This is a genomic window from Methylobacterium mesophilicum SR1.6/6, assembly GCF_000364445.2.
Lineage (GTDB): Bacteria > Pseudomonadota > Alphaproteobacteria > Rhizobiales > Beijerinckiaceae > Methylobacterium > Methylobacterium mesophilicum_A.
The window spans coordinates 435,943-461,610 of the sequence record NZ_CP043538.1; the positions used below are offsets into that span (position 1 = coordinate 435,943).

Annotated in this window: 19 protein-coding genes, 1 tRNA gene and 1 pseudogene; 9 read left to right on the forward strand and 12 right to left on the reverse strand. The window is 68.0% G+C overall.

The genetic code is table 11. The features are described from left to right. Window positions 1–187: 187 nt before the first annotated feature. The 3 genes and pseudogenes from MMSR116_RS02085 to MMSR116_RS32440 all read left to right on the forward strand — a co-directional run bounded on the left by MMSR116_RS02085 (window position 188) and on the right by MMSR116_RS32440 (window position 2,496). A complete protein-coding gene (locus MMSR116_RS02085; protein WP_039894448.1) occupies window positions 188–748 on the forward strand; it encodes a PAS domain-containing protein in 561 nt (186 codons plus the stop codon). Window positions 749–859: 111 nt separating this feature from the next. Continuing rightward, window positions 860–2,016: pseudogene (locus tag MMSR116_RS02090) on the forward strand (AMP-binding protein); the annotation flags it as partial. Between the two features lie 45 nt (window positions 2,017–2,061). Continuing rightward, the gene (locus tag MMSR116_RS32440) at window positions 2,062–2,496 is read left to right on the forward strand and encodes an AMP-binding enzyme (protein WP_432419898.1); all 435 of its coding nucleotides are present in this window, start codon (window positions 2,062–2,064) and stop codon (window positions 2,494–2,496) included. Window positions 2,497–2,518: 22 nt separating this feature from the next. On the opposite strand, the gene MMSR116_RS31255 is transcribed toward MMSR116_RS32440, so the two are convergent. Further along, window positions 2,519–2,692, reverse strand: a complete 174-nt coding sequence (locus tag MMSR116_RS31255; RefSeq protein WP_010686462.1) for a hypothetical protein — start codon at window positions 2,690–2,692, stop codon at window positions 2,519–2,521. A 291-nt stretch (window positions 2,693–2,983) separates the two neighbouring features. Between MMSR116_RS31255 and MMSR116_RS02095 the strand changes: the two genes are divergently transcribed. Both MMSR116_RS02095 and MMSR116_RS02100 read left to right on the forward strand, forming a co-directional pair. Next, entirely contained in the window at window positions 2,984–4,282 is a 1,299-nt protein-coding gene (locus tag MMSR116_RS02095) for an alpha/beta hydrolase (protein WP_010686463.1), read from the forward strand. Window positions 4,283–4,572: 290 nt separating this feature from the next. Next, window positions 4,573–6,807: a TonB-dependent siderophore receptor gene (locus tag MMSR116_RS02100; protein WP_010686464.1), complete on the forward strand. Its 2,235-nt coding sequence runs from the start codon at window positions 4,573–4,575 to the stop codon at window positions 6,805–6,807. A 471-nt stretch (window positions 6,808–7,278) separates the two neighbouring features. Here the strand turns inward: MMSR116_RS02100 and MMSR116_RS02105 are convergent, their stop codons facing one another. The 6 genes from MMSR116_RS02105 to MMSR116_RS02130 all read right to left on the reverse strand — a co-directional run bounded on the left by MMSR116_RS02105 (window position 7,279) and on the right by MMSR116_RS02130 (window position 14,944). Next, window positions 7,279–7,503, reverse strand: a complete 225-nt coding sequence (locus MMSR116_RS02105; protein WP_010686465.1) for a hypothetical protein — start codon at window positions 7,501–7,503, stop codon at window positions 7,279–7,281. Between the two features lie 133 nt (window positions 7,504–7,636). Beyond that, window positions 7,637–8,950: an adenylate/guanylate cyclase domain-containing protein gene (locus tag MMSR116_RS02110; RefSeq protein ID WP_010686466.1), complete on the reverse strand. Its 1,314-nt coding sequence runs from the start codon at window positions 8,948–8,950 to the stop codon at window positions 7,637–7,639. Beyond that, entirely contained in the window at window positions 8,950–10,362 is a 1,413-nt protein-coding gene (gene hflX / locus MMSR116_RS02115) for a GTPase HflX (RefSeq protein WP_010686467.1), read from the reverse strand. The genes MMSR116_RS02110 and hflX overlap by 1 nt, the downstream gene beginning before the upstream one ends. A gap of 408 nt (window positions 10,363–10,770) precedes the next feature. Then, a complete protein-coding gene (gene hfq / locus MMSR116_RS02120; RefSeq protein WP_007563033.1) occupies window positions 10,771–11,022 on the reverse strand; it encodes an RNA chaperone Hfq in 252 nt (83 codons plus the stop codon). Between the two features lie 197 nt (window positions 11,023–11,219). Next, a complete protein-coding gene (locus MMSR116_RS02125; RefSeq protein WP_010686468.1) occupies window positions 11,220–12,584 on the reverse strand; it encodes a sigma-54-dependent transcriptional regulator in 1,365 nt (454 codons plus the stop codon). Further along, window positions 12,581–14,944 (reverse strand): sensor histidine kinase NtrY-like, encoded by a 2,364-nt coding sequence (locus MMSR116_RS02130; RefSeq protein ID WP_039894451.1) that lies wholly within the window; start codon window positions 14,942–14,944, stop codon window positions 12,581–12,583. Before MMSR116_RS02130 ends, MMSR116_RS02125 begins: the two co-directional genes overlap by 4 nt. A gap of 445 nt (window positions 14,945–15,389) precedes the next feature. Between MMSR116_RS02130 and MMSR116_RS02135 the strand changes: the two genes are divergently transcribed. From MMSR116_RS02135 to MMSR116_RS02150, 4 genes are all read left to right on the forward strand, one after another. Beyond that, complete coding sequence (locus MMSR116_RS02135) at window positions 15,390–16,442, forward strand: oxidoreductase (protein ID WP_010686470.1); 1,053 nt, start codon at window positions 15,390–15,392, stop codon at window positions 16,440–16,442. Between the two features lie 94 nt (window positions 16,443–16,536). Continuing rightward, window positions 16,537–16,629: transfer RNA gene (locus tag MMSR116_RS02140), tRNA-Sec, on the forward strand. A gap of 142 nt (window positions 16,630–16,771) precedes the next feature. Beyond that, window positions 16,772–17,971, forward strand: a complete 1,200-nt coding sequence (locus tag MMSR116_RS02145; protein ID WP_039894453.1) for a phage integrase central domain-containing protein — start codon at window positions 16,772–16,774, stop codon at window positions 17,969–17,971. Window positions 17,972–18,156: 185 nt separating this feature from the next. Then, on the forward strand, window positions 18,157–18,954 hold the full coding sequence (locus MMSR116_RS02150; RefSeq protein WP_010686472.1) for a hypothetical protein: 798 nt from the start codon (window positions 18,157–18,159) through the stop codon (window positions 18,952–18,954). 217 nt (window positions 18,955–19,171) lie between these two features. On the opposite strand, the gene MMSR116_RS02155 is transcribed toward MMSR116_RS02150, so the two are convergent. The 5 genes from MMSR116_RS02155 to MMSR116_RS02175 all read right to left on the reverse strand — a co-directional run bounded on the left by MMSR116_RS02155 (window position 19,172) and on the right by MMSR116_RS02175 (window position 25,517). Then, on the reverse strand, window positions 19,172–22,531 hold the full coding sequence (locus MMSR116_RS02155; RefSeq protein WP_010686473.1) for a DEAD/DEAH box helicase: 3,360 nt from the start codon (window positions 22,529–22,531) through the stop codon (window positions 19,172–19,174). Between the two features lie 219 nt (window positions 22,532–22,750). After that, a complete protein-coding gene (locus tag MMSR116_RS02160) occupies window positions 22,751–23,056 on the reverse strand; it encodes a hypothetical protein (RefSeq protein WP_010686474.1) in 306 nt (101 codons plus the stop codon). A gap of 243 nt (window positions 23,057–23,299) precedes the next feature. Then, on the reverse strand, window positions 23,300–23,728 hold the full coding sequence (locus tag MMSR116_RS02165; protein WP_010686475.1) for a hypothetical protein: 429 nt from the start codon (window positions 23,726–23,728) through the stop codon (window positions 23,300–23,302). A gap of 346 nt (window positions 23,729–24,074) precedes the next feature. Beyond that, window positions 24,075–24,992, reverse strand: coding sequence for a hypothetical protein (locus tag MMSR116_RS02170; protein ID WP_039894456.1), 918 nt, complete (start codon window positions 24,990–24,992; stop codon window positions 24,075–24,077). 90 nt (window positions 24,993–25,082) lie between these two features. Beyond that, entirely contained in the window at window positions 25,083–25,517 is a 435-nt protein-coding gene (locus MMSR116_RS02175; protein WP_158168493.1) for a hypothetical protein, read from the reverse strand. Between the last annotated feature and the right edge of the window lie 151 nt (window positions 25,518–25,668).

Consider the following 25,668-nt stretch of genomic DNA (forward strand, 5'->3'; position numbering starts at 1 on the left):
CGACACGGATTCGGGTGGAAAGCTGGGCAGGTATCTAAACTTCAGGTTAAGATTTTCGGCACAGAATGGGTTAACAGCCTTTCCAGCGCCGTTCGAATACCGTAGCGTAGACAGGGCTGGCCTGAGGAGCGTGTCGGAGGTGAATACCTCAAGTTTAAAGACAATGGATGTCCCGGCGAGGAATGGCATGGCCGAAGCCCCGATCCCGCAATCCGTCCTGGACGCCTCCGGCGTGGTCGGAACGTGGGTCCACGATATCTGGGCCGGACAGCTGGCGCTCTCGGCCTCCCTGGCGGGTCTGCTCGGCCTCGACCCGGAGAAGGCCGCGGCCGGCGTGCCTCTCGAAGCCTTCCTCGACCGCACCCATCCCGAGGATCGCATCCGCATCGAGAGCTACCTGCACGCGGTGGCCGAGACCGGCGGCCCCATGGAGGCGGAATTCCGGACCCGCGACACCCGGACTGGCATCCGCACCCTGCTGCTGCGCGGCCGGATCGAGCGCGACCCCGCCGGCGGGGCGACCCGGGGCCGGGGCATCGCCATCGACCGGACGGAGGAGCAGGCGGCCAACCTCGTGCAGAGCGAGCGCGTCGTGAACCGGATGGCGGAGCACATCATCGCCCTGCGCGACCTCGCCCGCGCCCTCAACCGGCCGGCGCTCACGGACCGGATCGAGCACCTGATGATCGAGATCGGCTTCGAACTCGCCCGCTTCCTGCCCGAGCCCGAGGACGAGCCGCGCCACTGAGCCCCCGGACGCGCCCCTGACGGCGCCGCGCGCCCTCGATTGATCGCGCCCGGCCCGGCAAGCTACTGTCCCGGCAAAGACTTGCGGAAAGACTTTGCCGGGAGGACGGGAATGGCCCGCGACACGATCTACGACCGCGACCTCGACCGCGTGCCGGCCAACCACCAGCCGCTGACGCCCCTGCTCTACCTCGACCGGGCGGCGCGGGTCTTTCCCGACCACGTGGCGGTGATCCACGGCGCCCTGCGGCGGCCCTACCGGGACCTCTACGCCCGGGCCCGCCGCCTCGCCTCGGCGCTGGTCGGACGCGGGATCGGCCGCGGCGACACCGTGGCGGCCCTGCTCGCCAACACGCCCGAGATGATCGAGTGCCACTACGGCGTGCCGATGACCGGCGCGGTGCTCAACACCCTCAACACCCGCCTCGACGCCGAGGCGATCCGCTTCTGCCTGGAGCACGGCGAGGCCAAGGTGCTGATCACCGACCGGGAATTCGCCCGGACGGCCGCCGCGGCCCTCGAGGGCCTCGCGGCGAAACCCTTCGTGATCGACGTCGACGATCCGGAATACGACGGCCCCGGCGCCCGCCTGGGCGAGACCGACTACGAGGCCTTCCTGGCCGGCGGCGACCCGGAGCACGACTGGCAGCTGCCCGGCGACGAGTGGGACGCGATCACGCTGAACTACACGTCCGGCACCACGGGCGACCCGAAGGGCGTGGTCTACCACCACCGCGGCGCGGCGCTGCTCGCGCTCGGAAACGTCATCACGGGCGGGCTCGGCCAGCACCCGGTCTATCTCTGGACCCTGCCGATGTTCCACTGCAACGGCTGGTGCTTCCCCTGGACCCTGTCGGTCGTGGCCGGGACCCATGTCTGCCTGCGGCAGGTGCGGGCCGAGGCGATGTACCGGCTGATGGCCGAGCACGGGGTCACGCATCTCTGCGGCGCGCCGATCGTCATGCAGATGCTGATCAACGCTTCCGACGCCGAGCGCCGGGACCTGCGGACGCGCGTCGCCTTCTTCACCGCCGCGGCCCCGCCCCCGAGGCGGTGCTCGCCGGCATGTCGGAGGCCGGATTCGACGTCACCCACCTGTACGGTCTGACCGAGAGCTACGGCCCGGCGGTGGTCAACGCCTGGCACGCCGACTGGGACGCGCTCGCGGCGGACCAGCGGGCGGCCAGGAAGGCGCGCCAGGGCGTGCGCTACCCGGTGCTGGAGGCCCTCGACGTGCGCGACCCGGAGACGCTGGAGCCGGTGCCCGCCGACGGGAGCACGATCGGCGAGGTGATGATGCGCGGCAACGTGGTGATGCGCGGCTACCTCAAGAACCCGGCGGCCACGGAGGCGGCCTTCAAGGGCGGCTGGTTCCGCACCGGCGACCTCGGGGTGAAGCACCCGGACGGCTACGTCCAGCTCAAGGACCGCTCGAAGGACATCATCATCTCGGGGGGCGAGAACATCTCGTCGATCGAGGTCGAGGATGCCCTGTTCAAGCACCCGGCGGTGGCCGCCGCCGCGGTGGTGGCCAAGCCGGACCCGAAATGGGGCGAGACGCCCTGCGCCTTCGTGGAGCTGAAGCCCGGCACCTCGCCCAGCGCCGACGAGCTGATCCAGTGGTGCCGGGGGCGTCTCGCCTCCTACAAGCTCCCCCGCCACGTGGTCTTCGGCGAATTGCCGAAGACCTCGACCGGCAAGGTGCAGAAATTCCTCCTGCGCGAGCGCGCCCGGCAGGATGAGGCCTGAGGACGAGGCGTAAGGCCTGCGGTCAGGCCTGCGGGGGATCCCGGCGGTCGGCCCGGACCGGGATCCGCACGGCCCGGGCGGCACGCAGGTCGGCCGCGATCTGGGCGAAGAACGCCTGGAACGACACCAGGCTGAACAGGGCGATGGAGGCGACCAGGGCGGCGGAGACCAGGGTCTTGGCGGTTGCGGGATCCACGGCTTGGAGTCCTTGGTTCGGTCCCGCCCGGGCTGTCCGGGCGGGGGCGCCGCATCGGGCGTCCGATCTGCAAGGTGGGTGCTCCGCCGCGCCGACGCCAGCGTCGCCGTGGTCGCGCCAGGCATGCGCCTGGGTTCGGGCTCGGCCGGGATCGTGGTTGCCGGATGCGCGAAGGCCGGGCGCGATATTCGGACCTGACGTGCGGGGCGGTGCAGCTTTCCCGGTTGGCCGAGCGTTGCGTTTCCCGCAATAAGCGCCCGCGCGGAGCAGGGCGCATCCGGGAGGGACGGCATGGCCGGCAACGGCATCGCGAACGGCGCCCGGGTGGCGTTGCTCGCCGCTCAAGGGGTGATCCTGGGAATCACCTTGGCGGCAGGGGCGGCGCTGGCCCAGGGGACGGTCCCGGCCCAGATACCGGCCCAGATACCGGCCCAGGCGACCTCGCAGGCCCGGCCCGCCGCCCTGGGGGGACCTCAGGGCCCGTCGCAGGCGACGGTGCAGGCCACGGCGCAGGAGCCGGGCGAGCCGGTGACCCGGGCGGGCTACTTCTACATCGGCGGCCGCTACGAGAAGCTCGGCGACAAGACCGTGATGGTCGGCCAGATGTTCGTGCAGTCCCGCACCCCGGCCCGGATCACGCAAGCCTACCCGGTGGTGATGGTCCACGGCCTCGCCCAGACCGGCGTGAACTTCCTCGCCACCGCGGACGGCCGCCCGGGCTGGGTGCAGCGCTTCGTCGAGAGAGGCTACCAGGTCTACGTGGTCGATCAGGTGGGACGCGGGCGCTCGGGCACCAACCCGGAGGTCTACGGACCCTACGACCGGCTGGGCACCCGCAGCCTGGAGCGGACCCACACGGCGCCCGAGGTCTACGACCTCTACCCGCAGGCCAAGCTCCACAATCGCTGGCCGGGCGGGGCCGGCGTGCAGGGCAATGCCGGGTTCGACCAGTTCTTCGCCAGCCAGGTCCCGTTCCTGGCCAACAGCCAGCAGACCGAGGAGCTGGTCGACCCCGCCCTGGTGGCGCTCCTCGAGAAGGTCGGGCCGGCGATCCTGCTCACCCACGGCCAGGCGGCCCTGTTCGGCTGGGCGGCCTCGGACGCCCGGCCCGACCTCGTGAAGGCGCATGTGGCGGTCGAGCCGAGCGGGCCGCCCTTCTTCGACGTTCAGTTCCGCGGCGGCAAGGACTTCTGGGAGAAGGCCGGGGACGGGCGCGCCCGCGCCTACGGGCTGACCCGCATGCCCCTGACCTTCGATCCGCCCGTCAAGGCGCCCGAGGACCTGATCGTGGCGCAGCAGGCCAAGGCGACGGCCGACGGGGCCGTGCGCTGCTGGCTGCAGGGCGAGCCGGCCCGGACCCTGCCGAACCTCGCCAAGGTGCCGACCGTGGTGGTGACCGCGGAGGCCTCGTTCCACGCCACCTACGATGCCTGCACGGTCGCCTTCCTGGCCCAGGCCGGCGCCAAGCCCGACGTGATCCGGCTGGCCGACCGGGGCCTGAACGGCAACGGCCACATGATGATGCTGGAGACCAACAGCGATGCCTTGGCGGATCTGCTGGCCGGCTGGATCGCGGGCCGGGCGCGGTAGGCCGGGCCGGTAGGCCGATCGCGCGCCGGTTCCGGACCGTCGCGTCCCCTGACACGTGCCTGACCTTTCGGGCTGCCGGCCTTCGCTACCGAGGCGTGTCGCCACGGCAACAGCCGTCGCCTGAAGCGCGAGGGCCGCTTGCGATGAAGCGTGGCTGCGCGTACTCCGGGTTGAAGAAAAATCAATCCCCCCAGCAGTTTAGCACAATTCTAAACAGCGCGGCAGCGACGTCGGGACCGGTTCCGGCGCGTGCGGCCGGCTGCCCGCTTCGTCGCACACGGCCAGGTCCCATGAGAGTCGCTCACCCCCGTTCCGGCGCCCTGCGTGCCCTCCTTGCCGGCGCCTCGCTCGCCGTCCTGGTCCAGGCTGCGCCGAGCTTTGCCCAGGACGCGACGCCGCCGCGCCCCCGGGCGAACAACCCGGCCAACCAGACCGCGCAGGGAAGCGTGCAGCTCGAGGAGCTGAGCGTCACCGGCCAGGGCGGGCCGGTCGTCGCCGGACCGGTGCGGGAGGATCCGCGTGGGCCGATCACCGGCTTCGTCGCCAAGCGCTCGCTCACCGCCACCAAGACCGACACGCCGCTGATCGAGACGCCGCAATCGATCACCGTGATCGGGCGCCAGCAGCTCGACGCCCAGAAGCCCCAGTCGGTCTCGGAGGCGATCCAGTACGCGCCGGGCGTGTTCGGCAGCCCCTTCGGCCCGGATACCCGCCAGGACTTCTTCCTGATCCGCGGCTTCACCACCAACGACACCGGACTCTACAAGGACGGGCTGCAACTTCTGAACTTCGGCTTCGGCGGCTTCCAGCTGGAGACGTTCGGCCTGGAGCGCATCGAGGTGCTGCGCGGACCCGCCGCCGTGCTGTTCGGCGCCGGCAATCCGGGCGGCGTCGTCAACCTCGTGTCCAAGCGCCCGCCCCTCGACCCGCTGCGCTACATCGAGGCCGGCGGCGGCTCCTTCGGGCAGAAGTACCTCGCCTTCGACCTCGGCGGCCCGGCCGACGCGGAGGGGCACTGGTTCTACCGCCTGACCGCCATCGGGCGGAACGGCGGCACCCAGGTCGACGGCGTCGAGGACAACCGCGGCTACATCGCGCCGTCCTTCACCTACAAGCCCGACGGGGCCACGACCTTCACGATCCTGTCGAGCTTCCAGCACGACGAGACCGGCCGCATCAACGCGTTCCTGCCCTATTACGGCACCGTGCGCCCGCAGGCCGAGGGCCTGCGCATCCCGCGCTCGTACAACACCCAGGACAACATCCAGAACCGGTACCGGCGCACCCAGGCCTTCATCGGCTACGAGTTCGAGCACGTCTTCAACGACGTCTGGACGGTGCGCCAGAACGCCCGCTACGCGATCTCGCAATCCTACGACAACTCCCTCAGCGGCGGCATCGGATACGTCGACCCGGTCACGCAGACCCAGCTCAGCCGCTACCGTTTCCAGGCGGCCTCGACGGCGCGCCAGTTCAACGTCGACACCCAGGCGATCGCGCGGTTCGACGACGGCCTGTTCGCCCACACCTTCCTGATGGGCGTCGACTACAAGTATTTCAGCCTGAACGACAATCAGGGCACGTTCTTCGGCGTCGACCCGTTCAACCTCGCGGCGCCGAACTTCGTCAGCCCCGCCGGGCCGGTCTCACCCTACCTCATCAACTTCGACCAGTTCCAGCAGACCGGCCTCTACGTGCAGGATCAGATCAAGCTCACGCCGCAGCTGACCCTGATCGCCTCCGGCCGCGGCGACTTCACCACCAACGAGGTCAACAACAAGCTCGCCAGCCCGATCTCCCGCACGACCCAGAACGCCAACGCGGCCACCGAGCGCTTCGCGCTGATCTACAACTTCGACTTCGGCCTCGCGCCGTACGTCTCCTACGCGACCTCGTTCAACCCGCAGGTGGGCACGAACGCGTTCAGCCAGCCGTTCAAGCCGACCACGGGCGAGCAGTACGAGGCCGGCGTGAAGTACGAGCCGCCGGGGACGAACCTGTTCGTCACGGCCGCGTTCTTCGACCTCGCCCTCAACAACTCGCTCACCACCGACCCGAACAACGTCTTCAACTCGCTCCAGCTCGGGCTGACGCGCTCGCGGGGCTTCGAGGGCTCGCTCACGGCGAGCCTCACGCCGGAGCTCAACGTGGTCGCCTCGGTGACGACCTATGACCTGAAGATCGAGCGGGGCGACAATGTCGGCCGGACGCCCGCGGGCGTGCCGCAGACCTTCGCGTCGGTGTTCGGCGACTACACGATCCCCACGGGCGAATTCGCGGGCTTCGGCTTCGGCGGCGGCGTGCGCTACGTCGGGTCCTCCTTCGCCAACACCGACAACACGCTGAAGGTGCCGGAGCGGGTCCTGTTCGACACGCTGGTCCACTACACCAGCGGCAACTGGCGCTTCGCCATCAACGCCGCGAACATCTTCGACAAGCGCTTCGTCTCGTCCTGCACGTCGATCAACGCCTGCTTCTACGGCGAGGCGCGGCGGGTCACGGCGAGCCTGAGCTACAAGTGGTGAGGCGGAGGGCTTGGCGCGCTCTCCGCCGAAGTGGAGACCGGTTCGGCGAGAGCGCGCCACGACAAAGGCTTAGAGCCGCGCCTGATTGCGACGCGCATGGTACACGACAATGCGCTGTACTAAGTCGATCCACTCAAACCCCCTCATCCTGAGGTGACCGCGTCAGCGGGCCTCGAAGGCGGGCTCCAGGGATCGCGCAGGCTTCTGGAGGGCTCCTTCGAGTCCTCCGCTCCGCTCCGGCACCTCAGGATGAGGTGGTGGGTGGGATGACCGGTCCGAGAGCTTCCCGGTCTTGTGTCGTGTCTCGATTGTACCGCGATCGGTCTCGGCTCTAGCGGCGCGCCCCGATCGACCGGCCGCAGCTTCCGCGACGGTGGCCCGCGGCGGGCGTAGCGGATGCCGCTTCGCCCGCCGCCGTCGACGATGACGACGTCCCCGAAAGCCCGCGGAGCCGGAACCGGTCCGGACCCGTCAGCGGTGATGGCGATGGTAACGGTGATGCCGGTGCATCCGGTGGGCGCGGTGCCGCATCATCCGCGATTCCATCCGGGCGTTGCGGTGCATGCCGCCGAAGCGGCCGTTGCCCTGCGCGGCGGCGTTCCGGTCGAGGCCGTCGCCCGGCGAGGCGAGGCTCGGGCTCGCGGCGCCGAGGACGAGGCCGAGCGCGAGCGTCGCGCCGAGGATGATCTTGTTCATGGGACGAATGTCTCTCCGCGACCCAGCGCCGCGCGGACCGAACGGATTAAAATCGGCCCGGTTCCGGCGCGGCCGGGGATCGTGCCGCGGCATCCTGCGGCAGGGAACGTCGGCGCTGTCCGATCGGGCCCGCTCACTCCGCGATGGCGAACAGGGTCAGCGGTCCGGGCAGCACCGCCTGCGGCACCGGGACGGCCCGGATCCCCACCGGCAGCGTTCCCTCGAGCAGATCCATGAAATCCCCCGAGGCGGCGAGCGCGATCTCGGCCGCCTTGGCCTGCGTCTCGATCCGCGCCAGGGCGTTCATCGCCGGACCCAGCACCGTGTACTCGGCCCGCACCCCGTCGTCGAAGACGCCGACCAGGAGGTCGCCCGCGTGCAGGGCGACCACGACCCGCACGGTGAACAGCCCCTCCCGCGCCCGCTCGGCGTTGAGGGCGGCGATCCGGTCCCGGATCGACAGGGCGCAGGCCAGAGCCGCGCGCGCCTGGGCGTCGGGCCGGTCGAGCACGAACTGCACCAGCACGGCGTCGCCGATATACTTGTCGACCAGGCCGCCCTGCTCCGCCACCGCCGCCTGCGCGGCCGCCCGGACCGCCAGCAGGGCCTTCACCATGGCCTCGGGCGGGTGCTCGCGGGAGAGCCGGGAGAAGCCGCGGATGTCGAGGATCATCAGGCAGGCGTGGCGCCGGTGGATCCCGAGGCCGGAATCGCCGTCCTCGGCGGCGAGGTCGAGGGCGACCGTGTCGGGCACGAACCGGGCGAGCTGGGTCCGCTCGTGCTCCATGCGCAGAGCCCGGGCCACCGCGGCGCGCAGGCGGATCATGCCGTCGATCACCAGGAGGCCCGCCGCCATGAAGGTGGCGAGCCCGGTGATCTGCGCGGTCGGGAAGGTGTCGGCGTTGGGGAACAGGTCCGGATGCACCAGCCCGACCAGGAAGGCCGCGCTCCAGCAGACCGTGACCAGCCCGCAGAACACCAGGGTCTGGGCCACCCGCATGCTCAGGCCGGTCTGGAGCAGGAGCAGGAAGGCGGGCAGGCGGCTCACCGCGTCGGCGCCGAGGCCCGCCCCGCCCCCGGCCATCATGTGCTCGATGATCACGTAGACGGCGAGCCCGGCGTTGAGCCCGGTGCCGGCCCAGCTGTAGGCGTTGGCCGCGGGGCCGCCGCCCCGCTCCCGGAGCCCGAACCAGACCGTGCCGAGGCCGTAGAGGCCGAGGATGAACCAGTGGCTCAGGGCGTGGAGCGAGCCGTCATAGGCCTGCGCCGCCATCAGCAGCACCAGCACGATCACCACCCGGAGGCCGAGCAGGCGCAGGCCGCCGCCGGCCTGCATCGCCCGCAGCACCGCCGCGTCGTCGGATCCCGGTTCCGCGCGGCCCTCGGCCGGAGACCGCGCGGACTGCAGCGCGGCGAGCGTCGGGTTGCCGGCGCTGCCCGAGGCCATCAACCGCCCCGGCCGAGGCGCCGGGCCGCCGCGAAGCGGTTGAGGAAGCGCGGCTCCTTCTCGGGGGCGATCCGGACCGCGAGGTGCAGGGTGCCGTCGGCCTCCGACCGGCGGTCGAGGATCTCGGCGTTCTCGTAGAGCCAGTTCAGCGCCGCCCCGTCCTCCGGGGGCAGCGACACCGCGAAGCTCGCGCGGTTGCGCCCGATCCGCGCCTCGATCCGGCTGGCGAGGGCGGCGAGCCCCTCCCCGGTCAGGGCCGAGACCAGGACCGGCGCGGCGCTGTCGCGGTCGTTGCGGGCCTTGGCCTGGCCGCTGAGGTTCAGGAGCCGGGTGCGCTCGTCGTCGTCGAGGAGGTCGGCCTTGTTCCAGACCTCGATGATCCGGTCCGCCGTGGTCTCGATGCCGAGCTCCCGCAGGACCTCGCCGACATCCTCGGCCTGCGCCTCGGAATCGACGTGGGCGACGTCGCGCACGTGGAGCAGCACGTCGGCCTCGATGGCATCCTCCAGCGTCGCCCGGAAGGCCGCGATCAGCGGCGTCGGCAGGTCGGAGATGAAGCCCACCGTGTCGGACAGGATCACGGTCTCGCCGTGGGGCAGCTTGGTCGCCCGGGCGGTGGGGTCGAGGGTGGCGAACAGCATGTCCTTGGCGGTGACCTCGGCGCGGGTCAGGGCGTTGAACAGGCTCGACTTGCCGGCGTTCGTGTAGCCCACCAGCGCGACGATCGGGTACGGCACCCGTGCGCGGCTCTGCCGGTGCAGGCCGCGGGTGCGCACCACCGCGTCGAGATCGCGCTCGATCCGGGTCATGCGCTCCTGGATCATGCGCCGGTCGGCCTCGATCTGGGTCTCGCCGGGGCCGCCCAGGAAGCCGAAGCCGCCGCGCTGACGCTCCAGATGGGTCCAGGATCGGACGAGCCGGGACTTCTGGTAGGCGAGGTGCGCGTGCTCCACCTGGAGCGTGCCCTCGCGCGTGGAGGCGCGCCGGCCGAAGATCTCCAGGATCAGGCCGGTGCGGTCGATGACCTTGGCGCCCCAGGCCTTCTCGAGGTTGCGCTGCTGCACGGGCGAGAGGGCGCAGTCCATCACGACGAGGCCGATCTCGCGGGCGCGGATCAGGCCGGCGATCTCCTCGACCCGGCCCTTGCCGAGATAGGTGGAGGGGCGGATCCGCGGCAGGCTGACGGCGAGGCTCTCGACCACGTCGAGCTCGATCGCGGCGGCGAGCCCGGTCGCCTCGTCGAGGCGGGCCTCCACGGAGCGCGTGGGCGTCACCGGTCCGTGCCCGGCTCCCGCGGCGCCCCGCGCGAGGTAGGGGCCGATCACCAGGGTGTGGGTCGCCGCGGCGATCTCGCCCTCGGGGGCGGCCTGCGCCTGGAGGCGGGCTTCGCCGGACGTCAGCGTTTCGGTCATACGGCCTTTGGCACCGCCGGTCGGCCGGCGGCTTCGTTCGAGAGGTCGGATCCGTCAGAATGGGGATGCGGGCGGGCCGGGCCAAGGCTTGGGGCCGGAAACGCAGCGGATATCCGCGAGGGCGCGGATTGCGCACGTCCTTCCTCCCCTCGCCGGGCTCGCAGATTCGCATCCTTGACCGACGCGCGCTCTCCTCCCCCTTGTGGGGAGGAGTTGGAGGTGGGGGTGGTGCAGGATCGAGCGGTGCGGTGCCTTCTGCACCACCCCACCCCTGGACCCTCCCCACAAGGGGGAGGGAAAAGCGCCCATTTTTCAGAGCGTTGGTCTCAGACCCAGACGTGTGAATATCGTAACCTTTGCAAGGGGAGGAGACGCGCGGATCTACCTCGCCCCAACCCCAGCGAAAACTCACGCCTTCTCGGCGGTCTCGTCCGGCTCGAACAGCTGCACCGGGTGGCCCGGCATGATCGTGGAGATCGCGTGCTTGTAGACCAGCTGCGAGTGCCCGTCCCGGCGCAGCAGCACGCAGAAATTGTCGAACCACGTCACCACGCCCTGGAGCTTGACGCCGTTGACGAGGAAGATGGTCAGCGGGATCTTGTTCTTGCGGACATGATTGAGAAAGGTGTCCTGAAGGTTCTGTGCGCGTTCGCCCGCCATCTTCTTGGCCTTCTTGTTGTCCCGGCTCGCTCCGTCCGGGATGGGTCTGCCGCGCGCCGGATCGTCCGACCTTCCCGACCGCGGCTGTGTATACAAGCACCATGATCTGGTGAAAGCGTGGGCGCAAGCAACCCCCGCGCCGGCCTCATCCGTGACGGATCGGCACCGCTCTCACCGCATCCCCCCGGCCGCCCGTCTCACGGACCGATGCCGAGGGATTTCAACTTACGGTGCAGGGCCGAGCGCTCCATGCCGATGAACTCGGCGGTGCGCGAGATGTTGCCGGAGAACCGCGCGATCTGCGCCACGAGGTACTCCCGCTCGAAGATCTCGCGGGCCTCCCGGAGCGCGAGGCTCATCAGCTTCTCGCCGCCCGCGCCGCCCGGCGTCGTCGGCACCAGGGCGCCGATCTCGGAGGGCAGCATCTCCGAGGTGACCTCCTGCTCCGGGTCGGCCTGGGTCAGGATCATCAGCCGCTCGACGTTGTTCTTGAGCTGGCGGACGTTGCCGGGCCAGTTGTGCGACTGCAGCACCGCCATCGCGTCCTCGGCGATCCGGCGCTTGGGCAGGCCGGTCTGGGACGAGATGTTGTCCATGAAGAACTGGATCAGCTCGGGCACGTCCTCCCGGCGCTCCGACAGGGCCGGCACCCGGATCGGCACCACCGACAGGCGGTGGAACAGGTCCTCCCGGAACCGGCCCGCGGCGATCTCCTCCTGAAGATCCCGGGATGAGGACGAGATGATGCGCACGTCGACATGCACCCGGGTGGTGCCGCCGACCCGCTGGAAGTTCTGGTCGACGAGGACGCGCAGGATCCGGTTCTGGGTCTCCCGCGGCATGTCGGCGACCTCGTCGAGGTAGAGGGTGCCGCCATGGGCTTCCTCCAGGGCGCCGACCCGCCGGCCGCTCTCGCCCTCGACCCCGAACAGCTCCGCCTCCATGGTCTCGGGCAGGATCGCGGCGGCGTTCAACAGCACGAACGGGCCGTTCGAGCGGGCCGAGGCCTTGTGCAGGCTGCGCGCCGCGAGCTCCTTGCCGGAGCCCAGCGCCCCGGTGATCATCACCCGGGCGTTGGTCGGCGCCACCCGGTCGAGGGTCTGGCGCAGCTGGTTGATGGCGAGCGACGCGCCGACGATCCGGTTGGTGGCGCCGGAGCGCGCCGTCAGGTCGCGGACCTCCCGCCGGAGCCGCGAGGCCTCCAGCGCCCGCTCGGCCACCAGGATCAGCCGGTCCGCCTTGAACGGCTTCTCGATGAAGTCGTAGGCGCCCGCCTTGATGGCCGAGACCGCGGTCTCGATGTTGCCGTGGCCCGAGATCATCACCACCGGCAGGTCGGGGTTCGCCGCCTTGATCAGGTCGAGCACCTGCAGGCCGTCGAGCCGGGAGCCCTGCAGCCAGATGTCGAGGAAGACGAGGTGCGGCCGGCGCGCCTCGATGGCGGCGAGCGCCTCGTCCGAGCCGCCGGCCGTGCGGCAGCGGTGGCCCTCGTCGTCCAGGATCCCGGCGACGAGGTCGCGGATGTCGGCCTCGTCGTCGACGATCAGGATATCGGCGCTCATGCGTGCATCTCCGCGATCCGGGGGGCCGTCGACGCGGCGCCCTTCTCCTCTGTCGTGACAGGTAGGGTTTCAGACGGCGCCGCCGCCGGCTCGGGCCCGTGCTCGCGCGGGACCCGCATCCGCACCTGGCCGCCGCGGCCGGCGGGATTGTCGTTCAGCTCGATCCCGCCGCCGTGCTCCTCAAGCACCTTGCTCACGATGGCAAGCCCCAGCCCCGTCCCACCCTCGCGGGTGGTCATGTAGGGCTCGAGCAGCCGCTGGCGGCCCTCGGCGGGGAAACCCTTGCCGTTGTCGGTGACGGCGATCACCGCGAACCCGTCCTCGACGGCGAGGCTGAGCGAGATCTTGCCCTTGCCGAGCTCGGCCTCCGGTACCTCGGCCACCGCCTCGACGGCGTTCTTGAGGATGTTGGTGATCACCTGGCTGAGCAGCCTTATGTCGAAAGCCGCGACAATTTTTTCGGATCCGCCGGCCCCGCTCTGAGCCGAGAACGCGAAGTCGATGTCCGGGTGCGCGACCCGCATCATGAACAGGTTCTGCTTGGCGATCTCGGTGAGGTCGTTCGGCGCGATGGCGGGCTTGGGCATCCGCGCGAAGGCCGAGAACTCGTCGACCATGCGCTTGATCTCGTCCACCTGCCGGACAATCGTGGCGGTGCACTGGTCGAACACCTCCTTGTCGGCGGTGATGACCTTCCCGTACTTGCGCCGGATCCGCTCGGCAGAGAGCTGGATCGGGGTCAGCGGGTTCTTGATCTCGTGGGCGATGCGGCGCGCCACGTCGCCCCAGGCGGAGCTGCGCTGCGCCTGGACGAGGTCGGTGATGTCGTCGAGCGTCACCACCGAGCCGCGGGAAGCCCCCTGCGCCTGCTCGCTCGTGACCCGCACCGTGATGGTGCGCTCGCCCCGCGAGCGGGTGAGCTGGACCTGCTGCTGCTGCAGGCTGCGCGGGCGCGCCTCGCTCTCGGCGAGCACGGGGGCGAGCTCCGGCACCGCGCGGGCCAGCGGCTGGCCGACCAGCGCGTCGCTGGGGAGGTCGAGCATCCGCTCGGCGGCCGGGTTGGCGATGGTGACGAAGCCCGCCGCGTCGAGGCCGATCACCCCCGGCGAGACGCCCGACAGCACGGCCTCGGTGAAGCGGCGGCGGGTGTCGATCAGGTCGCTCGCGGCGATCAGGCCGGCATGCTGGCGGCGCAGCTCCTGGGTCATCTTGTTGAAACTCTCGCCGAGATGGGCGAGGTCGCCGCTGGTCTTCTTGGTCGGCACCTGGGCGTAGAAATTGCCCGACGCCACTTGGTCGGCGGCGTTGATCAGCCGCCGGATCGGCGCCACGAAGCGGTTGGCGAAGTTCATGCCGAACCACACCGCCGACAGGAGCGCGATCAGCGCGATCAGCAGGAACACCGACGCGAAGGTGATCTGGATCGAGCGGCGCAGGGAGTCGTAGGTGAGGTACTCGGCCGCCGCCGCCCGCGACACGCCGGGGAAGTCGATGGCGAGCTGGCTCACCTCCCGCTGCACCATCAGCACGGCGTCGTCGTAGGCCGGCATGCGCAGCAGCGCGGCGAAGACCCGGCCCTCCGTGGGCAGCAGGCAGATCGGGTCGGCGGAGTTCGCCGCGTCCTCGAAGGCCGCTGCCGAGGGCAGGCGGTTCGTCTTCAGGACGTCGATCTTGGCCCGGGCCACCACCTCGGTGGGCCCGCGCATGATCTGCGCCACCGGCAGACCGAGATTGGTCGCCCGGGTGGTCAGGAAGGTCTGGAACCAGTCCCGGTTGACGTCGAAGTTCGGCCGCGCGCGGGTGAGGTCGTCGGCGAGGATGCGGATCTCGCGGGCGAGGCTCTGGCACTGGTTCTCCTGGTAGGCGTCGGCCACCTCCACGGATTTCAGCACCACGTCGCGGACCCGGTCGGTGAAGCCGAGCGACAGGCCCCGGTCGATCGTCACGGACGCCACCACGGCGAGCAGGATCGTCGGCAGGATCGCGATCAGCGAGAACAGGCCGACGATGCGGGTGTGCAGCCGCGCCACCGCGGCGTTGGCCTTGCGGGCGTGCAGGAAGACCCGCGCCTCCCAGGCGATGATGACGGCGAGGCCGAGCACCAGGACGGCGTTGATGGCGAGCAGCGTCACGCCGTAGGCGGGCGTCGGCGTCACCCGGATCACGCCGGCCAGGATCAGAAAGGTTGCCAGCGCCGAGACCAGGGCGATGATCACCATGGCGGCGCCGATCCAGCCCGGACCGCGCGGTCCGGGACGCAGGGACTCCGCCAGCGACGCGTCGGGGCCCACCCCCTCGCCGATCCCCTCGGGGTCGGTCGACGGGCCTTCCTCTGTCCGTGAGCGTCTCAGGAACGGCATGACTGGTGCAGGGCCACAACAGTGTGGCGGAATTAATACGAATTCGGACCGGGCGGCCACGGCCGGCTCGGCAATCCGTCGCAGCGTGCGGCAGCGGACGGAGCACATCCGTATGGCGGAGGACCTCTTGGGGCTACCCTCCGGCCGAAAGGGGGGCGTGTTGACATGCCCGGTCTCGGCCCGATCGTTCAGGGCAATCCGAAGTGTCTGCGTCTCGGGAGATTGAATACGCGGTCCGGCTGCGAGAAGATCCTGAACGAGCGTTGGCCTAGCAGCGGATGATATCGCGCGCCGATCGTAAAATCTGTCGTGCGACAACTGGGGCCACGCTAGATGGCGTCTCGCATATACTCTCGATCGACCGGAGGGGGCGTCGCATGGGCGACCGCGTGGCAATCGTGCCGGTGATGGCGCTGCCCCGGGGCCGCGCCTGCGGGGCGGGGCGGTGAGCGCCGCGATCCGCGTCGGCCTCATCGGCTACGGATATTCCGGCCGGACCTTCCACGCGCCGCTGATCCGGTCCGTCGCGGGCCTCGAACTCCGCATGATCGGCTCGCGCGATCCCGCCAAGGTCGAGGCCGACCTCCCCGGCGTGACGGTGGTCCCCGACCCGAACGCCGTCGCCGGGTCGGAAGCCGTCGATCTCGTGGTGATCGCCGCACCCAACCACAGTCATGCCCCCCTGGCGCGGGCTGCCCTGGCGGCGGGCAAGCACGTCGTCGTCGACAAGCCCTTCACCCTCGATCTGGCCGAGGCCCGCGCCCTGCGCGCGGCGGCGCGGAGCCGGGACCGGCTGCTCGCGGTCTTCCACAACCGCCGTTGGGACAGCGACTTCCTGACCGTCCGCAGGGCGATCGACGCGGGCGTGATCGGCCCGGTGCGGCATCTCGAATCCCATTTCGACCGGTTCCGACCCCGCGTGCGCGACCGGTGGCGGGAGAATGCCGGGCCCGGCAGCGGGATCTGGTACGATCTCGGCCCGCACCTCGTGGATCAGGCGCTCCAGCTCTTCGGCCTGCCCGATCGGGTGACCGCGAACCTCGCACAGCTCCGGAACGGCGCGCGGTCCGACGATTGGGCCCACGCGGTGCTGGACTATCCGGGCCTGCGGGTGGTGCTGCACGCGAGCATGCTGGTCGCCGGCGGATCGCCCCGCTTCGTGGTCCACGGCGAGGGCGGCAGCCTGATCAAGCACCGTGCCGATCCGCAGGAGGGGCAGTTGCTGGCCGGACTGGCCCCGGGCGCGCCGGGATGGGGCGCGGATCCGGACGAGCTGGAGATGCACGACGGTTCGGGTGCGGTGACGCGCATGCCCGCCGTGGCCGGGGATCAGCGGCTGTTCTACCGGAGGGTGGCGGAGACGCTGCTGCGCGGCCCGGTCGACGATGCGGCGCTGGAGGCGGTGCGGGTGATGGCATGCCTGGAGGCGGCCCATATCTCGGCCCGCACCGGGAGGTCGGTCGCCCCCGCGGTTGCGCTGGACGAGCGCGGACCCTGAGGGGCGCGACCTTTGCGCGCTCCTCCACTCTGGGCGGCGGCCCGCGGCCGGCCGGATCTTGACCCTGCCCGCGGTGGGCCATAACCCCGGAACCGGAGGCGAACGGGGTCTGGTGGCCCTCCTGGTCTTCAAAACCAGTGGTACGCCAACAGCGTACGGTGGGTTCGATTCCCATCCGCTTCCGCCAAAGACGCATCCACCTAAGTCCGCGTTTGTCCATTAAGCCCTTTAATCAGTAGGCGTTTCTTGGATTGATCGTCCGAGACGGTCCGCTGGTGTTTGGCCAAATCGGCGATTATGATGTGGGTAGCGGGGTGGGTGTAAATGTCGTGCCGGCTAAGCTTACTGCCCTTGGCGTCATGAAGCTCAAGGTCCCCGGCATGTATGGGGACGGAGGTGGCTTGTGGCTTCAGGTAACTGGCAACGGTGCCAAGAGCTGGATCTTCCGTTTTACGCTGCGGGGTAAATCGCGCGAGATGGGCCTTGGCTCGGCTGGCACGTTCTCGTTGGCCGAAGCACGTGACAAAGCTCTGATGTGCCGCAAGCTCTGCTACGAGGGAATCGACCCAATCGAAGCTCGCCGTCAGCAGCGCCAAGCGGCGGCCCTCGAATCAGCGCGTGCCATGACCTTTCGGCAATGCGCCGCAGCCTACATCGAATCACACAAGGCGGGCTGGCGAAACGAGAAACACGGAGCCCAGTGGCTCGCCACCCTCGAAGCTTACGTGCATCCCATCTTCGGTGATTTGTCGGTTCAAGCGATCGATACTGGTCTCGTGATTAAGGCGATCGAGCCGATCTGGACCACGAAGCCAGAAACCGCCGTCCGCGTGCGTGGTCGAATCGAGTCGATCCTCGATTGGGCAAAGGCCCGGGGTTTCCGAGCTGGTGAAAACCCGGCGCGTTGGCGAGGGCATCTTCAGAACCTCCTGCCCCGCAAAACGAAAATTCAGCGCGTCATCCACCACCCTGCCCTGCCCTTCGCTGAGGTGCCGGACTTCCTGCGACGCGTCGCCGAGCAACCGGGCATCGCAGCGCGACTCCTGATGTTCACGGTCCTAACCGCTGCGCGCACCGGCGAAGCGCTCGGTGCCCGGTGGTGCGAGTTCGACCTAGCTGCTGGAATCTGGACTGTGCCGGCCGAACGGATGAAGGGCGGTGTTGAGCATCGAGTGCCTCTCACTGCCGCCACGCAAACGATCTTGGCTGAAATGGCCATGGTGCGTACCAGCGAATTTGTCTTTCCCGGCGGCCGATATGGTCGCCCACTCAGCAACATGGCGATGTTGGTGCTGTTACGGCGCATGGACCGGGGCGACCTGACCGTTCACGGCTTTCGATCCTCATTTCGGGATTGGGCTAGCGAAACCACGCACTATCCATCCGAAGTCGTGGAGATGGCGCTGGCGCATGTCGTCGAATCGAAGGTCGAGCGGGCGTATAGACGGGGTGACTTGTTCGATAAGCGACGTGACTTGATGGACGATTGGGCTAGCTTTTGTGGAATTTTATTGAAAAATATAGGTTAGTTTTCAATAGTAGAATTTCTAATTATCGATATTTGGCTGAATTTTTGTTCGGCAGCACACCAATTCATACCGATGAAGCGCCAAACTATACCCAAGGCGCAGCCTTCTGTTTGGGATGAATTTAGGCCATGCTAAACGACACAGTTCCGACGTTTCGGTTTAACCGACCTCGTCCCCACTCTCCCGTGGCCCGACTGCTGAACCGCCGCGAGCCAGTGAAAGCGTCCAACGGGCCAACGAGTGCCAAGTCTGCAACTGAGCCTGCCGAATCGAGTCGAGTCAGCTCTGAGGCTGGCAGCCGCGACGCCGTAGCGGCTGACGCTGAGCGTTTCCTGCATCAGGTCAACGGTGCCGGGTCGCAGCCGCTCGACAGCGCGGCTTGGCTGAAGCGAGCGGGTTTGAACATTCGTAAGGCGTCGGATGCGCAGCACCTTGAGGCCATCGCGCTGGCCTACGCCACCTACATCCGAATCAGCGCGAGCCCATTGCAAGCCACGATAATGGCCGAGCTTGAAGCGTTGAGCGGCCGCAAGCGCTCGCGCACCACCCACGACCTGCACCTCATCGTCGAGCGGTTCGTCTCCTACGGTGGTGAGACCGCGGCCGAGCAACTGGCGGCGCGCAAGCTGATCAGCCGGGACGTGCGGGCGATCCAGCACCTCGAATCAGCCACGGTGCTGCCGAGCCGGGTTCAGGCCCTGGCCGCGACGCCGGGCGAAGGGCTTCACGCCTGGGCACGTCAGCGCGCAGTGGCGAAGCGAGTGTCTGCCTCGCCAATGGATGCCATTGCAGCTGCGCGACGCGCGAAGGTTGAGGCGCGGCAGCGGGCACTGGTCCACGAGATCTTGATTATGACGCGCCGGCCGGACGGCTCTCAAAAGGCAAAGCGGCGGTACGCGATCACCGGCGTTCTGGGGGCCGAAATCGCGGGGTTGCAACGGCGCTTGAAGGGTCTTCAGATGGTGGCCAAGCGCGAAGCTTAGCCCAGTTGATCGGACCCGACAGCTTAGCGGCATATGCTCAGCTACACTGCTGGAATGCGCCAACATCGGACCTTCGGGCGAAACCAATTGAATGGCCGCTTGAAGCCCGACAGCTGCCGTTACGACGGGATGGTTCGCCCGGCGGCCACAGCATCCTGAGGTTTGGCTACATGATCGGCGCGGCGATCCAAGGCTCGTCTTCGCTATCGATATGCCCTCAGGCGGAGCAAATGACCGTCAGGTCGACGTCGACCGTCTGCCGGAGATATGCCGTCGCCGAGCCGAGGACGACCGCCTGATCGTCCGTAAGTCTGGCGCGCCTCACGCCGGGCTGCACGATCACGATCTCAAGCTCAACTGGTTTCATCCGGGCAGCCTTCGCAATATCGGCGAGCCGCCGGATCGATCCGGCGAGGAACCGCGAACGCGCCGGGGTGCCGTTGCCGACCAGCCTCGACCGGGCGATCATGTGCCTATGCAGCCGGTCGAAGTTCCCGCGCCACGAGGCCGACCTGATGGCCTGCGACGATACCTCGACGACGTCCTTGACCCGTTCGCCGGGGTCTGGCCGGCCTGAATACTTGCAATGGACTAGGACGAGCCCGACCGCGTCGCCCGTCTCTCGCAGGCAGACGAGGTCGGCAGCCTCGCCCGCGTCGTCATCATTGAAGACGACGTCGTAACCCTCGTCGACGTAGTGCGCAGCCACCCGCGACTGCACCGACCAAGGCCGTTCAACGCCCTCCTTCCACGTGGATTCGACTTGGATGTCAACGCCATGCCAATCCCAGGGACGGAGCTGGCGTTCCTCGATCCGCGCCGGGGCTCCGCTCGTCTGCTCATAGAGCAGGTCGCCTTCGAGTTCCTTGAGGCTTACGTAACGCACCACCAACGGGTAGTCGTAGAGGAAGTCGACAAGCGCCATGTCGAGCCGGCCTTGCCTGATCCGGACGTGGTCCACTCCCGCGAAGCGGTAGCCCCTGTCCGGGTCAAGCTCCAGGGCGAAGCGGTCGTTCAACTCGCCGCCCGCCGACACCAGCCGGAACGTGATTCGCGTCCTCGACGAGGCTTCCGGCTCGTGCGCCCATTCGCAGTAGGCCATCGGGACCTGGATGCCGTGCTTGACGAGCAGGATGCGCTCGTCCGAAGTCTTGAGCGTCTCCACCGGCCAATCGACCGACAGAACGTGCTCGTCGGGGAACTCGCCCTTCACCTCCTTCGGGACCAGCACGTTCTGGAGGATCTTATTCACGTCGATGCTGGCGTCGAGCAGCTTGCGCCCCACGGGGCGGCACCACCTCAGCCATTGCGGGATGGTGCCCTGGGCCTTCGACCACACGCGCCCCTTCGCCGAACAACCGGGGGAGACGACGGCGCCGCCCTCCCAACCGCGCCCGTCGAGGTTCGATTTCGTGGCGCCGGTCGTTTCGGTCAGCGTCAGCGCGGCGCGGACGTCGGCGCCGGTGTACATGGCGAAGCTCATGTTGCGGCGGCCGTGCTTGCGGACGCCGATGTTGTTGAAGATCAGCCGGTTGACACGGCCCAGGGCCCGGAAGGTCTGTTCCCCGTCGATCCGGACCGTCCCGCCGACCGACCGGGCCAAGCCCTCGTGCATGCTGTCTTTGTCCGAGGAGTTGACGTGGAGGAGACCAGCCTCCGCGTCATGGTGGAGGACGTACAGGTCCCATTGCCGGTCGGCGAGTTTCTTTCCCCTGCTCCAGCGGACGCGCTCCTCCTTGCGCGTCACGAAATAGACGAGCGAATCGGCCTCGTTCAGCCAAGCGGCATGGACATACGTCTTGTCCGGGACGCCGTCGTGAAAGTTCTTCGGGGTGAAGGTCTTGCACCGATACGTGATGGTGCTGAATTTGGGGCGCAGCAGGTTCTTCGAGATCCGTAGCCCCTCCAGGTTCTCTTCCGGGACAAGATCCTGCGATTGCCGCAGGAACTCGGTCAGCTCGGCGTGCTCGCGGGCGGCATTCGAGCTCGCCTCGCTGAGGAGCTGGTTCCAGTCGGCGCTCTCGCTGTAAAGGCGCTCCAGCTTCGAGGAGACCCTCGGATCGGCGATGTTGGCCACGACGGTGGCGTTCCCGATGCGCGCGGCCGAACTCCGGGTGAAGCGACCGGTGAATTGGAGCAGGACGGGCAGGCTCTTGTGGAGGTCGTGGAGCGCGGCGACCTTCAGTTGCGGCAGGTCGAAGCCCTCGCCCAACATGTTGACGCATACGACGATGCGGCTGTCCCCGGAACGGAGCGTATCCAGCGCCCGCGACACCTCAAGATCGGACATGTCCGAATGCACCAGGATCGGGTTCATCCCAGGTGCCAGGCGCCGGTATAGGGCGAGCAGCCCGTCACCCCGCGGGATACGGGCGCACCGGGCCATCAGGAGATGGTCGAGACCACCGTTTAGATCGGCCCGCAAGGCGGCAAGTGCCTCCTCGGCTATCTCCTCGTCGGCCTTCTCGGGGTCGATCTGAAAGATCGACAGGAACCTGATCGGCTTGAAGTAGCCGTCCCTCTGCGCGGCCGCCAACGGGTAGCTGAAGATCACGCGCCCGTCGACGAGCTTGCCGTCCAGCCTGAAGGGCGTCGCGGTGAACTGGACGATCCTGTGCGCCTTGAAGTGATCCCGGAACGCGCTCCACGTGTCGGCGGCGACATGGTGCGCCTCGTCGACGAAGAGATTGCGCATCGCCGCCGCGATGTCCGGGAGCAGCGCCACGGTCGCCGTCCCGCCGAGGGAGGTCATCACGCCGACAATGACGTTGCAGCCACGGAAGAGGTCCAGATCCTCCGGCGTCGACGGTTCGCCTGTGACGACGGCCACCACCGGGTTGTGAATGTCCTCGTCGACCAAGCCGAGTTGACGGAGCAGGCCGAGGCTCCCAAATTTCCTTGCGGTCTGCCAGCGCAAGGCGTTGGACGGTACCGCCACCAGTGTCGGGCCGCGCCGGTAGTTGACGACGGCGCACAGCATCGTCTCGGTCTTGCCCGTACCGGTCGGCATGACGACCGTCGCTGTCTCTGTGGCGAAGACGCTCCAGTGCATCCCGACGGCATGCAGCGCCCCGATCTGGGGTGGCCTCAGGCCCTCGTCGCCCTTCGCCACGTTGCCGTCGCCATCGACGATTTCGGTCCTGAATTGGAACCTGTCGCGCCACGATGCCTCGACCGAGGCCGCGACCGCGGCGGGGTCCGCCTCGAAGTGCGCCTTGAATGCTGACAGCACGGAGTGCCACTGCCACCGGTTCTTCCGTCCGGCTTCCCGCAACAGCACGCCCGCGACGCCGGCCGGAATCGAGTTGAGCTTCTTGTCGGCAATCACGATGTTCTCGCCGGTGGCGAGATGATGGACCTCGACGTCCCGTTTCGCCGAGATGCGGATCGAGCTCACGCGTTCGACCACGACTTTCCTCGCGGGCGCGAGCACGCAGAAGCGCATTCCGATGCGCTTCTTCTCCGTGAACCGTATTTCGGGCAGGTCGAGTTCGACCGTGGGACCGGTCGCCGCCTCCGCCTCCGCCGCGGCCTCGACCGGTTCCACCGTCACGCCGGGATGATCCTCGCTGGTCATCGCCGCAAGCTCCATGACGTCGACACGGTCAGCCAGGCCACGGCGCGCACCACCGTAGTGCTGATTTGATCTCGGTTTGTTCAACAAGGAGCTGCCGTCGAGGTTCCGCTATCTCCCTGGACTGGAACCTGTATCCCTCAGGAAAACTGATGTCGGGCATCGGCTTCCCATGCGGTCCGATTGACCGGCGTCACTATCCTGAAGGATACGAGATTGCGATTAGGGACGCGGCTTCCCCCACCCGGGCGGAAGAGGCGTGCTCAGCACGTCGGCCATATCGTCCGAAATCGCGATGTCCCTGGCATCCATCATCACCGGTGCGTCGTCGAACAGTGTTATCTTGTTCGCTGGCATCGGCAGGCTCCAGTTGGGCCGCGGCCGGACCGTACGGTAGCGCAGCCGGGCATCGTGGTAGTGACCGACGATCCGGTAGCGCCCGAAAGCGATGCGCGCGAGCGTGGTGCGCAGCACCTGCGCGACCTCGGTCCTGATCGCAAGGCGTTCGTCGCCGTCCGCCTCCGCCATGCGGCGGGTCGGCGGCCTCGTTCTCACGCCTGAGGCTGTCACCCTGCAACTGCTTGAGGCGTGACATGCGGATGTAAGAGTGCGCCACGGGCATGAGGAGAACGTGCATCAAATGGCCGAAGGATCGGTGAAGCGGTCCTCGTCATGTGGCTCAATCTGCTGACGTTGTGGCCACCCGCGGAGCGTCTGCTTGAGGCCACAGAGCTGACGCGCGGAGTGGCGATGCGTTAGGTCGGCAAAGGGTCATACCACGACGTCGTAATCGGCAAGTTCGGGCAGCATCGCCTCGACGACGAAATTCACCAATGCCGCAGGTACGTCCAAGTAGAACTCGCGATCGGAATAGGCACCGACATGAGCTGGCAGTCCCCTCTCAACGAACCACGAGGCCAGCTGGTCGAGGTCGGCTTTCGGGGTGTCGCTAAGAAACGAGATCTGAGAGCGCTCCCTGTCAGGATCCCGGTGCCCGGTGTCGCTGCGGCTGAGCTGAAGATCCACGTTAGCCCCGGCCTGCCGCAACCACACAGCGCGTTCTGTCCGTCGCAACTCGACGAACTCCAGCTGCCCGACGAACATGTCCACGACGGTCTGGAAATGACCTGGGTTCACCCGGTGGGCGACATGGTTGAATCGCACGACCCAGCTCCGTTCCATCTCGGTGGGCAACGGCATAAAAGACGGGTCCAAAGGTGTCGAGCAACCGATCGACGGGGTAAGGCCGAGGTTCAGTCGTCCCGAGCATCTAACTTACCGCTTCGCCCCCATGCCGAGCTTGGCCATATGCATCACATCGATCATGATGAGAGTACAAGGTGGACAACTAATCCAGACCCTTACCGATGCCGTCTTCCGCACGATTGAGCCGTTCGGAGGCGGTTTTGAGGGCATCGAGGGCTGGTTGATGAGGTTGGGCAACTGCACCTGACCACCGAAGCCTGAGGCACCTAGCCACCCTCGCAAAAGCCCGTGCATCGCGTGCTGGGTCACCACGCCTCTCACTACCGGTCGCGGGCAGCCATCAGAAATCCTTCTTCACGATCGCTGCGTCAGGGTTGAGGCGGAGATATTGCTCCTTCACCGCCGCTAACATGCCGCGGCAGAACTCCTGGCCATCCTCGGTTAGTTTCCCGGCTTCGACATCGAGCTGGCCGCCCATGAACAGCCATCGACCTGGGTCTTTCTCGTTCGCCGAACGCCACGCCGCATCACGGTCAATCGCAGGATCCGCGATCAGAAGCTTGCCCTCAACGAACTTCGTCTGCTCGCGCGCCGTCGCGAGGTCGCGATCATCGACGTACACGAACGCCTTGCCCGCCAGGCTGTCATGGCAGCGCTTGACCTCGATGTAGGACGCGTACAGCCGCATCAGGACGTTCTGCGGCTTGGCCTGCTCGCGCTGAAGCTCCTGGCGCTGACGCTGCCGCTCGGCCGCTTCGGCCGCCGCCTGCCGCTGGTTGCGCTCATCCAACTTCTGAAGGCGATCGTGCCAGGAATCTGCCTGCCGTTGCCGCTCGGCGTCCTGGCGCTCCTTGTTCAGCCGCGTCTCCTCGGCGAGCCTACGCGCTTCGTCTTGCTGTTGCCGAGCCTGTTCGGCATCGCGGGCGTCTGCCGCTTCCTTGTCACGGCGCATCTTCTCGCTCCACTGCTGACGTTCAGTGTCGGAGCGGCGATTTTCCACTTGAGTGGTGACTACGCGCAGCTGCTCCTTGGCCTGAACCATCTCCTCCTGCGCCTGGCTCAGTTCGCGCCCACCCACACGCTGCTTGGATCTCACCTTTTCCTGAGCGCGTCGCACCGCCTCTTGAGCTGTGATCAGTTCCGCATCGCCCCCGCGCATCGCCTGATCGACCGCGGGCTGTTCCGCGCGCTCCCTTGCCAGTGTTGCGCCGGGCAGCAGGATGCCAGTTGCGGCGAGCAGTATGGTCCAGCGACGCACATGCGACGGCAGCCGCGTACCTCTTACTATCCCCATTCTTGTGCTCCTCAATTTGTGATTGTCTCGCTCGATCGATCGCTCTTCAGCATTTCAGGAATGAGCTTGTGCGAGCGTCTCGGCCTTCAGCACCTCGAATTCGGCCTCACTCAGGTGCCCATCGCGGCGCAGGCGGCCGAGCCGTTCGAGTTCGCCGATCACGGCGGTGCGAACCGGTCCGGCAGGCGCTGGGCTGGCCGCCGAGGATGGCGCCATCTGCATCGGGCCCGAAGCATCGAGGGCGGCCTCGTCACTGACGAGCGGATCAGGTCCGTAGTGGTTCGGCCCCGAGGTGCCGCGCAGGCAGGCGGGCCTGCAGTTCAGCGAAAAGGCGCGGTGTCGGGTCGGGAGCAGTTCGGTCGCGCAATCGCGACGGCTTGAGCCCGGCGGCATACCGTCCTTGAGAGGCCGGTAACGCGGCCATGAGTGTGAGTAGGCGCCGGCGGGTCGGTGATGATGCCGACGCGGCAAGCTGGCTATCAGCGGCACCAGCTCCGAAGCCAGGGATCGTGGGATTGGGAGGGCAGCTCATTGTCAGCCCTCCTCCCGGTCGCCGTCGTGGGAGCAACCGGACCAGTCCCCGTCATCATCGGCTGGCCAGTCCTCGTCCCACTCAGTGTCGGCGTCGAGCTCGGCCTCG